At 41.6% G+C, this 14,712-nt stretch carries 13 protein-coding genes and 1 pseudogene; 9 read left to right on the forward strand and 5 right to left on the reverse strand.

Annotated features, from left to right (window positions below):
* The first annotated feature begins 79 nt into the window (after positions 1-79).
* The gene (locus tag DT065_RS16070) at positions 80-1,288 is read left to right on the forward strand and encodes a metal ABC transporter solute-binding protein, Zn/Mn family (RefSeq protein WP_114376382.1); all 1,209 of its coding nucleotides are present in this window, start codon (positions 80-82) and stop codon (positions 1,286-1,288) included.
* 910 nt (positions 1,289-2,198) lie between these two features.
* On the opposite strand, the pseudogene DT065_RS19770 reads toward DT065_RS16070, so the two are convergent.
* Positions 2,199-2,472, reverse strand: a pseudogene (locus tag DT065_RS19770) (tyrosine-type recombinase/integrase); the annotation flags it as partial.
* 159 nt (positions 2,473-2,631) lie between these two features.
* Here DT065_RS19770 and DT065_RS16080 point away from each other — a divergent pair.
* From DT065_RS16080 to DT065_RS16100, 7 genes are all read left to right on the forward strand, one after another.
* Complete coding sequence (locus tag DT065_RS16080; protein ID WP_114375102.1) at positions 2,632-2,961, forward strand: RpnC/YadD family protein; 330 nt, start codon at positions 2,632-2,634, stop codon at positions 2,959-2,961.
* Between the two features lie 447 nt (positions 2,962-3,408).
* Complete coding sequence (locus tag DT065_RS19190; RefSeq protein WP_193550777.1) at positions 3,409-3,585, forward strand: hypothetical protein; 177 nt, start codon at positions 3,409-3,411, stop codon at positions 3,583-3,585.
* A gap of 375 nt (positions 3,586-3,960) precedes the next feature.
* A complete protein-coding gene (locus DT065_RS16085; protein ID WP_114375104.1) occupies positions 3,961-4,200 on the forward strand; it encodes an extracellular matrix/biofilm biosynthesis regulator RemA family protein in 240 nt (79 codons plus the stop codon).
* Between the two features lie 198 nt (positions 4,201-4,398).
* Positions 4,399-5,721 (forward strand): S8 family peptidase, encoded by a 1,323-nt coding sequence (locus tag DT065_RS16090; protein WP_114375106.1) that lies wholly within the window; start codon positions 4,399-4,401, stop codon positions 5,719-5,721.
* 360 nt (positions 5,722-6,081) lie between these two features.
* Positions 6,082-6,513 carry an N-acetylmuramoyl-L-alanine amidase family protein gene (locus DT065_RS16095; protein ID WP_114375108.1) on the forward strand — a complete coding sequence of 144 codons (432 nt, stop codon included), beginning with the start codon at positions 6,082-6,084 and terminating at the stop codon, positions 6,511-6,513.
* Positions 6,482-6,628, forward strand: coding sequence for a hypothetical protein (locus DT065_RS19030; protein WP_160112608.1), 147 nt, complete (start codon positions 6,482-6,484; stop codon positions 6,626-6,628). The genes DT065_RS16095 and DT065_RS19030 overlap by 32 nt, the downstream gene beginning before the upstream one ends.
* Before the next feature lie 557 nt (positions 6,629-7,185).
* Complete coding sequence (locus DT065_RS16100; RefSeq protein ID WP_114375110.1) at positions 7,186-8,340, forward strand: MBL fold metallo-hydrolase; 1,155 nt, start codon at positions 7,186-7,188, stop codon at positions 8,338-8,340.
* 321 nt (positions 8,341-8,661) lie between these two features.
* Here the strand turns inward: DT065_RS16100 and DT065_RS16105 are convergent, their stop codons facing one another.
* The 4 genes from DT065_RS16105 to DT065_RS16120 form a co-directional block, all read right to left on the reverse strand.
* Positions 8,662-9,708: a DUF3231 family protein gene (locus tag DT065_RS16105; protein ID WP_114375112.1), complete on the reverse strand. Its 1,047-nt coding sequence runs from the start codon at positions 9,706-9,708 to the stop codon at positions 8,662-8,664.
* Between the two features lie 221 nt (positions 9,709-9,929).
* Positions 9,930-10,112 carry a hypothetical protein gene (locus DT065_RS16110; protein ID WP_114375114.1) on the reverse strand — a complete coding sequence of 61 codons (183 nt, stop codon included), beginning with the start codon at positions 10,110-10,112 and terminating at the stop codon, positions 9,930-9,932.
* 188 nt (positions 10,113-10,300) lie between these two features.
* Positions 10,301-10,594 (reverse strand): gluconate 2-dehydrogenase subunit 3 family protein, encoded by a 294-nt coding sequence (locus DT065_RS16115; protein ID WP_160112609.1) that lies wholly within the window; start codon positions 10,592-10,594, stop codon positions 10,301-10,303.
* Between the two features lie 287 nt (positions 10,595-10,881).
* Positions 10,882-12,225 carry a S8 family peptidase gene (locus tag DT065_RS16120; RefSeq protein WP_114375118.1) on the reverse strand — a complete coding sequence of 448 codons (1,344 nt, stop codon included), beginning with the start codon at positions 12,223-12,225 and terminating at the stop codon, positions 10,882-10,884.
* Between the two features lie 925 nt (positions 12,226-13,150).
* Here DT065_RS16120 and DT065_RS16130 point away from each other — a divergent pair.
* Positions 13,151-14,461 (forward strand): N-acetylmuramoyl-L-alanine amidase, encoded by a 1,311-nt coding sequence (locus DT065_RS16130; RefSeq protein WP_114375130.1) that lies wholly within the window; start codon positions 13,151-13,153, stop codon positions 14,459-14,461.
* Positions 14,462-14,712: the final 251 nt, after the last annotated feature.

Here is a 14,712-nt window from a genome sequence, read left to right on the forward strand (position 1 = left end):
AAAACATGAAAGGAAAAGGAGGGAGCCATTGGTGAAGCCATATAAGTTTATAGGGTTCTTGGCTTTGGGAGCGATACTTATGAGTTGTCAAGCTGAAGAAAAAAGTGAAGGAGGAAGTGAAGAAGAAAGAAACGCGGAGGCGCTTTCGATTAAAACCTCTCTTTATGCTATAGAAGATTTCTCATCAAAAATTGGAGGAGAATTTGTTGAGGCAGAAAGTATCTATCCACCGAATGTTGATGCGCATACTTATGAGCCCACATCCAATGATATGGTGCAAATCGCTGAAGCCGATGCCTTTATTTATTCAGGTTTAGAGGGGATGGAACCATTTGCAGAAACGGTGGACGATGCGCTTGCTGACGAGAATGTTCAAGTCATTCCAGCCGGAAAAAACATCGCCTTACGTGGAGAAGGCCACGATCATGGGGGGGACGACGATGATCATGGAGACGGGAACGATCTCCAAGTACCGGAAGAAATAGATATTGAAGGATTGGCAGACCATTATCATACGGGGGATACCGTTTCTCTTACTGCTGAATCGGATGAAGATGTTGATTATGACCACTGGCACTGGTATTCGCGTGATAGTGATAATGAAGAATGGGAAACGGTGTCGGATCAGGATGCCGAAGACTATGATGCACCGGCAGAGGACGGTCAGGAATTGATGGCTGTATTGTTTGATGATGATCACGAAGCGTATGCTCAGTCGGCACCCGTGACCGTTGAGATTGATGATCATGATGAGCATAGCGATGAAGGGGACCCGCATATCTTTCTTGATCCTATTCGAAGCATTGAATTAGCAGAAAATATCAAAGATGAGTTGGTTACGTTAATGCCCGATGAAGAGGCATATTTTACGGAGAATTTCGAAGAAGTAAAAGAAGAATTAGAAGGCATTGATCAAGAATTACAGCAAACATTTGACGAAGCCGATCATCACCAATTGATTGTATCACATGCCGCATATGGCTATTGGGAAGAAAGGTACGGCCTGGAGCAATTGAGCGTTCATGGTTTATCCTCCACCGAAGAGCCTTCTCAATCGGAACTAGCTGAATTAGTAAATACCGCAGAAGAAAATGATCTGGAATACGTCATTTTTGAAAACAATGTCGGTAGTAACATTACTGAAGTGATTCAATCAGAAATTGGTGCTGAGAGTCTCATTATGAGAAATATGGAAAGTATATCCGAGGAAGACGTTAACGCAGGCGAAGATTACTTCAGTATGATGAGAATGAACATTGAAACATTGGAAACTGCATTAAATGATTAACAAACATGCTAGTGCAGCAGAATTAATTTTTTCAAAGTTATCCAGGGATGTGGAGCTATTTGCTGGATTCCAGTTCATTAAGGTTTTTTGAAATTTTCCAGATATCACTACCATCATCAAATTATGTGGAAGCTATGAGGACGCATTAACATGCGCCATGGGGCAGGAGCATAAAATAATTTAACAATCCGGAGTAAGGCTCTAACTGTGACATTGTAACTTTTTAAAAGTCACAAGAAAATCACCAAAAAATGCTATGCTTGAGTAGGTAGGTTTCTGTATGTAGAAAATAAAAACGACGTGTACTGGGGATAACAGGGCAGTGATTTTTGGAGCGACTAAAACATCACGAGAAAGGTCACGAAAGCATGAAAAAATATCATAAAAAATGATAAGTTAAAAAATGGAAGTGTTGATTTATCAGGGATTTAAGGGTATTTATGATACTTTGTAAACCCCTGATATATGTTCCGCACGCAAATCCCCCGTGGGAGCGGGAGCAGTAGATGAAACATAACACTGTATAAATCCGAACGATATAAAAGAAAAGCTCTTTATTGTTCGAATTTTAATTATAAAAGGTATAAGTTTCATTGGTGCCAAAATGGTGCCAAAATATATATAATGAGTGGTATTTTAACAAACTGAGTATAATGGGAAAGTTGACATGATAGGATATAACATGTGATAATTAATTCCACAAGGTTGAGGGCCTAGTGGGAGTTAAATCCCGTGTGGGTTCAAGTCCCACTGACCGCACCAACATAAGAACTGACACACCAGCACTTACAGCGTGTTGGTGTTTTTTTATGAACTCATTATTGGGTGGCTTTTACTTAATTTTTACTCCAGCTTTACTCCATGTGAATAAATGGTAATTTCTCTTTGCTATTTAATCGTTCGGAATTCGTTAATATAGATCATCCAGTCTATCGGCGGTTTCTTTTTGTTTATTTGGAAATAGATGACCATATACATCAATGTTGTTTTTATAGAAGCATGTCCCAAACGTTTTTTGATGGTTACATGGTCTTCTCCCTGATGAATCAATAATGTTAGGTAAGAGTGTCTTAAATCGTGTTGACGTATAGGTTCAATATCCCCATGTTCGCAAATGGTTTTAACTCGACGACTAAAAATGTCTTTTGTTGGTTTTTTTCACGATATTGAAAAATGTGAACGTCATTGTTGTGGTTTAATGCGGATGCTGATTATAGAGAATGATTTGGTGAGGAAATTGATTAATTAAATGATGAAGATGCTGAAATGTCAAGAAAAAACTGGAGGTTTGACATGTCAAAAGATCATCGTGAAACTCGAATCGACCATGATTATTTATTTAATTGCTTCAAGAGTTTTTTGAAGAATTTATCGTGTTGTTTTTTCCGAATATCTACGAAGAAATCGACTTTGCCCATTTGAACTTTTTAGACAAGGAATTGTTCAATGACGTACAGAGAAGAAAAAGCAAAGAAGTGGATATGGCTGTCGAAACCAAGCTTAAAGGCGAGGGTAGCTTGATCCTCATTCATCTAGAGCAGCAGGCGCAATATGAAGATGATTTTAATGAACGAATGTTTTTGGCAGGTAAGTATAAAGCATTTACCTGCATAAGTGCGACTAAGGCTTCCGCCATTAATGCTTGGCGGAAGCCAAGTCTTCTAATATTTTAGCCGTTTACTGGAAGAAAATCCCGGCACACGGATTCTTCCCATTGCTTTGTTCAGCTATGACGATCAAAATAAGCAGGAACCGACCACGTATGAAATGACGTTACCATTTCTTGATGTCGTCAAATTGTTCGAAAAAATGGTAGGTTACTGTTGAATATTTTGTTAACCGAAAAAATTCATGAAATATTGTAATGAAATACACAAGTGTACAACAAGAGGAGGACGTTAAAATGAAAATGACGGACAACCCGTCGATCAAAGATGTCAAACGTTGTTGATGCTCTTTATCATTCTTTACAAGAATTTTTCAGGTGAATTTCTATATTATGGAAAAAAATCAAAAAAACGAGTAACCCATATACGAAACGTCCATACGTTGATATGATGATCGCAGCTAAAAAGGTATAATCTTTAGCTCACTATGAATGAATATGGGGGAATCGTAAGATGAACAAGAAGCTGCTTTATGGAGCCTTTTCTGGAATTTTCTCCGTTGGCATGCTAGCTGCATGTGGAGATATGGAAGAAGACGAAGGTGTCCCTATGGATGGCGACGCAGATGAAGGTGGCATGGAAGAAGATCCCGGGGCTGAAGATAGGGACGGCGGAATGGGAGACATTTAATGGGTGCTCAAAGAAAGACACTTTACCCTGAAAGGAAGATGTTCATTTAAAATAACAATAAAATTTTTCATTATTTTAAATTACATGTTTTATCCGATAATAAAAGTGGTAAATTCCTGTATATTGATCCAAAGGGAGGCCCAACGATGAAGAAAGCTTATACGTGGGAGAAGTGAATGGGAAGTGCCTTGAGGCGTGATGAAATAAAGCCCTCCTTTGCTTTTAGATTTGTCTGACTCATTAAAGCAAAGGAGGACGGTATCCCATGTGTGCAAAAAGTTTATCCGACTGTAGTTATTATATCAATTGATTTCGAAATAATTTTCTGATGTAAAACTAATTTGTCCAATTTAATAATAAAATGAGGTTATTCCATTGGATCCGAAATCCCCTATTGGCTTCGGAAATGTCGTATTTGCCCATCGTATTGTTTATATTGCCTCAGTCCCCATGAAGTGTCTGATAGAGGAAGCACGAGGGCAAAATTTGCTGTTAGATACGACGAACGGGCGAAAAACAAGAAGTATCATTCAAACCGATAGTGGTCACGTTATCTTAACTCCTGTTGACCCCGATACGGTGGCTCAGAGGATTAAGATATCAACCAAGAGCTGAAGATGAAGGCGGATTAAGGTGATTTTTTAATAGAAGTTCAGGATAGCCCTCTCACGTCAGCCCCGACTCATTAGGGGGTTGCCAACCCTTTTTAGGGGTTATGCAAAAACCAAAACTGATTCGTTTAAACAAATACCGTTTCAACGATCACTGACCAAGCATAACGTGCGGTGATATAAGTGAAAGGAGTAAGGGTATATGTTCAATTATTCTGCTAGGAATGTTGCCGGTTTATCATTGATCGATGGTCATTTAAGAGAGGAATTAAACGGAGCGGTCGCAGCGTCTTCGAAGCTTTTTCCTGTTATGGTTCAGTTTAAAGCAGGGTGTTTGACCAGTGGTGTTCAACATTTGGAAAGCATCACGAATAATCATGCACACTGTCAAGTGAATCGATCGTTTCCGCGTTTTTCGTTACAAGGCGGAAATCTCACAGCTGTAGCCCTTGAAGATCTTTGTTATAACTGCAGCGATGTCAAGAAAGTCTATCTTGATCGTACATTTAGCGTTTGCCTTGATACGGCTACCGAAACGACAAGAGCGAATGTTCTCCAAGAAGAAAGAGATGAAACAGGTAAAGGCGAAGGGGTGACGGTCGCCATTCTTGATACAGGGGTACATCCGAGTCCAGATCTCATGGAATCTGAAGAGCGAATCACTGGATTTCAGGATTTTATCAATGGTCGTGAAGAGCCCTATGACGACAATGGTCACGGGACCCACTGCGCTGGATGTGCAGCCGGGAATGGCCATCAATCCGATGGTGAATATAAGGCGCCAGCTCCCAAAGCCAATATCGTCGGGGTCAAAGTCCTTGATAGGATGGGCGCCGGTTCCTTATCTAATATTATCGCTGGCGTCGATTGGTGTATCGAAAACCAAGAGGCCTACGACATCCGGATTTTATCCTTATCGTTAGGGAGTCCGGCTATGGACCCTGAAGATGACGATCCGGTGGTGCAAGCGGTCGACCAAGCTTGGGATGAAGGAATGGTCGTATGTGTCGCTGCTGGCAATGAGGGTCCCAATGAAGGAACCATTGCATCTCCGGGCATTAGCCAAAAGGTGATCACTGTGGGTGCTTTGGATGAACAAGGGACGCCTGATCGATCTGATGTTGATGTAGCTGATTTCTCGAGTCGAGGACCAACCATTGATGGCCACACGAAGCCAGATCTGCTTGCCCCTGGTGTCGATATTACCGCTATACGTGCTCCGGATGCCTTTCTCGATCAAATGGAAAGGGCCAAACACATCAATGACGACTATATTTCAATGTCAGGGACATCGATGGCCACCCCCATTTGTGCCGGCGTGTGTGCTCAACTGCTAGAACTAAACAGTGAATGGACTCCAGACGAGGTGAAGGAGCGATTACGTGAGGGAGCCGAAGATCTAGGTCTTGAATCCAACACCCAAGGTGAGGGTTTGCTAGATGCTGTTGCTAGTGACAACGATGATGACGATGATGCTAGTGACAATGAAGATGATGCCAAAGACAATGGCGATGATACCCAATAATTCCTTTTTGTCTCGTCGTCCTTAAAATGATGGATGGGGACATGAATCAAAGGGCTGTGCCAAGCATTTCTTGGGGCACAGTCTTAACCCCTCCCTCAAAGACATGTTTCGGGAAACAACCATGAATAATTATCAAAGTAATTAAAATATATATTTAATTACACATAATTTTGGAGATGGCATTCATTCATGTCCCTCCGATGGAACATATCGTTCCCCTTCCTGTAAAACGTTCAAAAATCACCGAATAAAATGGTTAGAAGCTCTCCTCAATGAGCCGATGCAATTGTCGTCATCCCTTCATCCCCTGTTAGAGAAAGGGGTTGTTCTTGATACAAAGGATTTATATGGACCCTGGGCATGATGGCAGTGACAGCGGGGCTACAGGGCCACGGCATGGCTGAAAAGGATATTGTGCTCGATATTGACCTTCTGATGAGCGTTTATCTGCGTGAAAACTTTGAAGGCATGTACCGTCGAATGTCACGGACGAGTGATACGTTTGTTTCGCTTCAAGATCGCACAAATGACGCAAACAGTTGGGGAGGCGACGTGTTTGTATCCATTCATGCCAATGGTTTTGATGGAAGTGCCCGTGGGTTTGAGACGTATATTCATGACAGCAATCCAACATGGGCGAGGGAACTGCAAAGGATCATGCATCCAAGTGTTTTAGAAGGCATGCAAACGTTCGATGCTTCGATCCCTGATTGGGGCCAGCAATTAGCCAATTTTCATGTGCTTCGGGAGAGTCAAGCCAATGCGATTTTATCTGAAAATATTGTTTATTGATAACGCCACGGATGCTGATTTATTACAAGACCTAGCGTTTATCACTGCGGTAGCAGCGGAACATGCTGAGGCTGTAGCTGCCTTTTTGGGTTTAACACCCATCAGCAGTGATTGATGGATTTACTTTTCACGATTGGATGGATCAATCATTCGAAGTGGTTAATGGATTTCACATGTGGAAGAGTTACAGCAACGACTCGTGGATCTCGGCTATCATTTCCCGCAGCACAGTATCGGCCTCGTGTTGGGGATTGAGGCGAATATCAAGCCGATGCCGTATGGATATTAATGGTATCTCAGGACCTGAAACCCATAGGTAGAACATTAGGCATAAATCGAGGCGTCGTCCTGCCTGAACACACTTCTCCCAGAACGACAAGTGTGGGTCTGCGCATGCGGCTTCTCTCATTTATCCTCGTATTGGTTAGCATTCACCCCAGCAAAGGGTTGATGAAAAAGAAGAAAGAGGTGAAAAAAAATCTTTACTGGAGGGGCGATCCATCTCCTAATCCTTCCCAAATTTAACATCAAGGGCCAAACCATAAGGACAAGGATAGAGAGGAAGAGTGGCGGATGGGTGTGATTTTTGCTTGTTTAACCATCGAAATCTTTGATTTTGGGCAAGATTTTCTAACCGGTTATATACTCATGGGGTAAAAGAGGTGAAAAGATATGGTGAGACATCGTTGGTGGCTGCTTCTTATTGGTTTAGGGGTTTTAATTGTCGGGTCTAGAAAGGATGCGTTTACAGGGAGGTTAGCGGGGATTGCAGACGATGAACCGGAAGAAGAGATGGATGCCGTTCCTCCCACAGATGAAGGGATAGCCACCATTTCATTCTTAGATGTCGGTCAGGGCGACAGCACTCTAATTCAAGAAGGGAACACCACAATTTTAATTGATACGGGTCGGCATGACAATGATGCGATTTTTGATCATTTAGAAGCCCATGGTGTTACCGGTATTGATTTGTTGGTGTTCACACATCCGCACACGGATCACATCGGGAATGGGGATAAAATTGTGGAAGCCTATGAGCCGGAAGAGGTTTGGATGGATGGTAATGAAACAACGACGGATACATTTGAACGATTGATTGATGCATTGCTGGCCTCTAATACGGAGGTTGTGGAACCGTCAGCTGGGGAAACGTATGATATAGGTTCGTTTCTGTTGGAGCTCACACATCCTGGGGAAGAACTTTCTGGCGACTTCAATAATGATTCGGTGTCCTTCCGAATGCATTACGGAGATGTATCGTTCCTCTTTACCGGTGATGCCGAAGAGCAGGCTGAGCAGCAAATGATCGATGATGATATGGATATCTCCGCTGATGTTTATAATATGGGGCATCACGGCTCAGACACATCGAGTCAACGTTTTTTTGTTGAAGAAGTGAGCCCTGATGTGGCGGTTTATTCAGCCGGGGAAGGGAATCCTTATGAGCACCCTCATGAGGAGGTGTTACAGCGCGTGGAGGATCAAGGGTCCGACATCTATGGAACCTTGGAAGACGGAACGGTGACCGTGACCACGGACGGGGAAAGCCTGGATATTGATACGGAAAACGAGGAGTGGGGCCGGATGAAGGAAAAAAAGCCAGGTGTTATTGATCGAATCGAAGATGGGTATGCTGTCATCCTCGTAGGGGGAGACGAACAAGAATTGCTCTATTCAGCTTCCAAACTGTATGAGGGGGCTAAAGAAGGAGATGAAGTCAAAGTCACTATATCCAAGGAACAGGTTCAGGCTGTGATTTATGATGAAAAAACAAAAGAAAGGAAGAAAGTGATCCGAAGGAAAATGAATGATCTTCGTCATAAATAATGGGAAATAATTCTTTGCTGATAACCTTTGGGTACGTATTGTGTTATTAATATTTATTATAGTAGTACTGATTTAGTTGCAATAGGAGCATCCCGAAGATTACAAGGTAGGGAACCACTGACAATGAAAACTGTCTTAGGGAAATGGCATTAATTGCTTTTATTCATTTTTTGACAGGATAAGTACAAGTATGAAGTTATTGTGGGAGGTGGAACGGAAAACCGTAGGTCAGAAACCTTCAACTATACCAGCTAATCTTGAACAAGACCTGCGGAATTGGGGGATTGTGTAGTATTTGATTTCAGAAATGGGTATCGTTATTTAACGGAAAAAAGCCGATCTTTTTAGATTAGCCTTTATATCTTTATCCTTCGCTAATTTTTCCCGATTTTTCGCTCCTGGTGGTTGTTCAAGCCATTGATGTTTAATCATGATATCCGCTCCACTTTTGGCAAGCTTAGCATTTTCTAACGACAATCGTTCATAATCAGTTGCAATATCGCTTCGTTGACTAGCAGCGGCAGCTGTCGCGTAGTTTCCTACACCTGAGGAGATGAGCAGAGACATATGGAACATCAGTAATTTGTCTGAAAATGTTGGGGTGGTTGAATCACTGACACCTACATCTGGTATGCTTGAGACTTCAATGTCATCTTCTAAAAGCTTGTCAGTAAAAATTTTCGCGTGCTTCTTTGAGACATCTTTGCCTCGTAGCATAAAATCTTGAACTTCCTTACGTGGCGAGGTTTGAGCAAAGGCGATACACAATTTCATCCCTATAGAATTCGTGAGGACATTCATATATAAATGGGAAATTTCAACGGCGTTTAAGGGACGTTGATCGCTTAAGGGATTGAAGCCACTCATGTACGCTTTACTATCTACATAGTCGGTGCTTTTAGGGACTTCAATGTAAGGATGCCTGCCAGCAATTCCCTTTTCAAGCTCAATGTTGCTTGCCTGATTATAAAGGTTATTTGTTTCGGTTAAAGCTTGTGAAAAATAGGCTCGTATGTCTTCCCTGTCACACAACGAAACAAAGCCACTGTACGAGAGCATCCCAACCTTTCCCATGTGCCTCATAAAGGATATACAAAACATGTCTGTAAACAACCACGGTGCGTTCATGTCGACATCTTGTTCACCAAAACCATTAGGGATCGCGTGTGATTCGTTTTCAAAAATGGTGCGTAACTGCTTTAGATGATCCGTTGCAAGATCATAGGCGTACTGCACAACGGGCTTAATGTCTGGGTCTGAAATGTGTTTGAGCATAAAACGTAAAATACAGGCAGACATACTATCGTTCATGTAGGCTGTCCAAAGAGAACCAATTTCTGCAGATGTTAAGTGAACATTTTTTGGCATTGATGGGACCTCCTAAATGGATATTGAGATATGTTATGTTAGGTTTTGAATTAACACGAAGGTTAAAGGTGCTATCCAGTAGTGGCATAGTATAAGTATCACTCATGTTCAATCGAATTATGTCTTCCATGTATTTACAAACCGATTTTCACTTTTACGCAAACGGGGCTTTGTTATTTTTTAAATGATAATACACATTGAGGTATTTCCACACCGTTCATTCACCTGTCTGTCTCTTTCACCAACTTTTCGAGCCGTCGTGCAAATTCGTCTTCTTCGTAAGATTGAGACATTCGCAAAATCTGGTTTCTTAAAAACTGTTCACGAGAAATCCCTTCTTGTTTTGCAAGTTCATCTATTTTTTGGACGGTTCTCGGTTCCAAATTACGAACGACATTATTCATACGTAGCCTCCTCCTTTACGTTTTCCTATTGAAATCGATAAAAGCTAATCGGAAATCAGGGAGGGGCGAGCAGATCGATTAATAAATATAGCCAGTTATAAAAATCTTTCCATTTTAATACTAACATCTTTTGTAAGAAGTATGATATGAGTAACGACCCTACAATGTTTGAGGTTTCCATCCTCTACTCAGATGTGTAACCGTGTGAAAGCAAGCGTGCTAGGGAATCCAATGAGTTTCCACCCTGCTTGATGGTTATTTCCGGCATAGACAGGGTTTGTAAATATTCCTTGCATTGTATGCTGACGCAAAGCCTCGAAAAGTTCTGTTTCCTCGTTTTTTTCCATTATCGTATTTCGTTGCCCCTGATGCAAATGTACAAAGAAGCTCTGATAATAGTGATGATTAAGACTATTCATAGACTGAAGTCCTTCTTCAGACGTGGAAAGGTCTCCACGGTCGAATGTTGAAACGAATGCCATACATATCCAGCTCTGAGGACTAAATTTGGCCATATACTTTTCATTGGAGAAAGGCATTTCAATTTATAAGTAAAATTTTTTTCTATGTTATTTTCCGGTCATTTCGCAAAAAATGGAGTGAACCTTATTTGTGTCGTTATTATTATTATAACAAATATAAATATGAAAGTGATAGAAGGAAGAAAAGTATCGTTTTTAGATTTTCACACTGACTAATCATGGAAAAAGATAAGGCTGTAAATAAAGATAGCCTTTCATTATACAGCCTTTTACATCTTTATCGATATTTAGCCATCATCATTATTGGTAGAATCTTCTTCATCTGCACTTTGAACAGCGTCTAGAGATCCTTCTCCCTGAGTATTTTCTTCCAGACCAAGGTCTTCCGCTCCTTCACGTAATTGAGCTTTAATCATATCAGGATCCAAGTTACTGTTTAACTCTAACAGCTGAGCACACACGCCTGCGCAAATGGGGGTAGCCATCGACGTACCAGACATTGATATATAATGATCATTTATGCGATCTGATTTTGCGTATTTGTCTAAAAATGAATTGGCAGAACGTATGGAAGTAATATCCACGCCTGGAGCAAGAATATCAGGCTTCGTGTGCCCGTCAATAGTCGGTCCTCGACTCGAGAACTCTGCCACATCATCATCGGATCGATCAGGTGTCCCTTGCTCATCTAAAGCTCCAACGGTGATGATTTTTTCACTAATTCCCGGAGAAGAAATGGTTTCTTCACTCGGTCCTTCATTTCCAGCAGCGACACAGACAACCATTCCCTCGTCCCAAGCTTGGTTGACAACTTCTACCACCGGATCGTCATCTTCAGATTCTATTGCCGGACTTCCTAACGATAACGATAAAATACGAATGTCGTATGCCTCTTGGTTTTCAATACACCAATCCACACCAGCTATAATATCTGTTAAAGAACCAGCACCCATCTTATTGAGAACTTTTACACCTACAATATTTGCATCGGGAGCAGGTCCGGCATATTCACCATCTGATTGCTGTCCATTCCCAGCTGCATCTCCAGCGCAGTGGGTGCCATGTCCATTATCATCATAAGGATCTTCACGATCATTGATAAAATCCCTAAATCCAATGATTCTCTGTTCAGGTTCCATAAGGTCTGGACTGGGATGTACCCCTGTATCGATAATAGCAACAGTCACCCCCTCCCCTGTCGCTTCGAGTTCGTTCTGTAACTCGCTTGCTCGAGTGGTCTCGGTGGCTGTGTCAAGTAAAGCGTTAAATTCACGATCGAGATAGACTTTTTCTATATCTCCACAGTTATGACAGAAATCTTCAAGAGCTGAAGCTGTGAGATTTGCGCTCTGTAATGCAAAACGGGGAATGGATCGTTTGACTTTACAGTTTGCGTGATTTTTTTCAATTCTTTTTAAACTTGTAACACCACTTGTATAGGAATTTCCTTTTTTAAATTGAATGAGAACAGGAAAAGCCTTTGATCGACGAATATAGGAGTCGATCCATCGATGAAGAAAACACGGGACGTGCCTTAGAGGTTTTATTGCGCCTACGAGTTCTCTTCTTAACTGACGGTCAATCAAGGGCCCGTATGTTCGGGCGACCTTAACAGTAGCATAATTAAACATAAACCTGTCTCCTTTTTCAGATTTAATGGCACATTATGCTTCACAGGTGATCCTTGGAGCGGCATTTATTTATATCGATTCTAAAATAGGTGAAAAATGGCCTGTATCACAATGTTTGTTACAAACTTCTTAATCAGAGCAACACAATCAATGCCAAAACCATCAGTGAAAATTCTCAACAACTCGTAAAGATTACAATTAGAAAAAGCCACAGGAACGGTTGGATCGGTAGCAAATCTGTTATCGATCCTTCCTTTCTGCGGCTTTTGATGTAGAATCACTGACAAGATATCCATGTGAAACCATTTGATCTCCTAAAATAGGCAAGACCATGAATCTGGATATTTTACTCAGACTTGCATATAGGCAATTTGGCCTAAAAGTAACGGAAATCGAGGGTTGACGGTGGTAGGGGTTTTACGGTACTCGGTAAAGGAGCGGCTCTTGCGTCGTGGTGATGTCAAAGGGGGTGTTCTGTGGACATATCCACCTTAACACCTATCACGGAAACTATTATGGTCTCTTGTTGTTCCTGGTGTGAATATTTTATCCACTTATATTTATGGCGAGTATGCAAACTTACAGGAACATCGATGTCTACCCCACATGTTGCAAGTGGTGTTGCCATGATTATCAGAAGTTCCACCTTTTTCAAAATTAAAGGGAAAAGAAATAGTGCATTTTCACCTATATAAACCGTGATATACATAAATGCCGCTTCACGTATTGTTGGATATGCATAAGGTGCTACATGTTGGTTTTAAAGGGGGAAGCATTTCTGTTTAATTATTCTACTGTTAAGCTTGTCCGAACATTAAACACATCTTAAAGGTGAGGCTTACCTCTCGCTACTTCTCCATTACAAAGAGTCCGATACTCAATAGAATATAACATTGGGTTTATGACTAAAAGGAAGTGTTTAAATATGTTTCGATTGTATTTAGACCCCGGACATGGTGGAAATGACTCAGGTGCAACCGGAAATGGGCTGCAGGAAAAAAACATCGTACTTGATATCGCACAACGGATTAGAACGATTCTGGAGGATAACTATAGTGACGTTGAGGTTAACATGAGTCGAACGGGTGATCAGTCTGTTAGTTTACCCCAACGAACCAATGAAGCAAACGCGTGGGGAGCAGACTATTTTTTATCCATCCACTGTAATGCCTTTAACGGTTCGGCACGTGGATACGAGGACTTTATTTATTCCGGACTATCTGATTCATCACCAACAGCAAGGTATCAGAGAATCATGCATGAGGAGATTCTTGCTGTCAATCAGTTACCCGACCGGGGTGTAAAACAAGCTAATTTTCATGTGCTACGAGAATCATCTATGCCAGCCCTTTTAACGGAAAACGGATTTATCGATAACGCTCAGGACGCAAATTTAATGGGAGATGCCTCATGGCGCCAAGCGGTAGCTAGTGGTCATGTGGAAGGGCTGGCAAGAGCTTTTAATTTGACACGAGATGACTCAGATCCGGATACGTTATACAAAGTTATCGCTGGATCATTCCAAAATAGAGAAAATGCGGAAAACCGTGTAAATGAACTCCAAACAGCTGAAATCTCATCATTTATCACAACCATGGTGGTTTCAGGAACAACGTGGTACCGCGTACAAGCCGGATCTTTCCGCGATCGATCCAATGCTGAACGACACCTAGAAACCGTTCGTTCCGCAGGTATTTCGGATGCTTATATCCTAGTCGAAGGCTCAGAAAACTCTGAGGAATCTCCCCAAAACATTATGGGAGAAACGGTTTTAATGTCTCAAGAATTAGATGCTTTTGTGAAAACAATCAACCCTGATGCCCCAATATTGGGCCTTTATTATATCGATTTCGGTCATTATTATGGGATTCGCGGTGACATCGCTTATGCCCAGGCGCTGCATGAAACTGACTACTTTCGTTTTACGGGTGTCGTTGATGAGGAACAAAATAATTTTGGCGGGATCGGGGCTACAGACGATGATAACCCCGGTGCTACTTTTGAAACAAAAGCTATCGGTGTGCTTGCTCAACTTCAGCATTTGTTTGCTTATGCTTCAACAGATCCACTGCCGAGTGCTTATCCGTTATATGATCCCCGGTTTGACCTTGTCGAACGTGGTAGCGCCACAACATGGGAAGGGTTAAATGGAAAATGGGCTGTTCCCGGTGAAACTTATGGCCAAATGATCTTAAACTTATATGAACGCATGGTTGAGCACGCACGCACCACGTAACCTCTAATGAAAACGTTTGAGGTTTACGGAGGATATATTGCGACAGGTATTTTACTTTAACAACATCATTAACTCTTCGGGCGCGCGATTGTTTGAACATTAACGTAAAACAATACAACATGTTACTTTTTAAAAGGAACAAAGTGTTTATTATTAAAAGAGATCGAACGTAAACTCGCCATTACAGTGTTATTATTCCGATAAAAGCGCACGATTAAATAAGTATGAATATAGAACATCAAGTTGAGATA

It is taken from the genome of Salicibibacter kimchii, assembly GCF_003336365.1.
GTDB lineage: Bacteria > Bacillota > Bacilli > Bacillales > Marinococcaceae > Salicibibacter > Salicibibacter kimchii.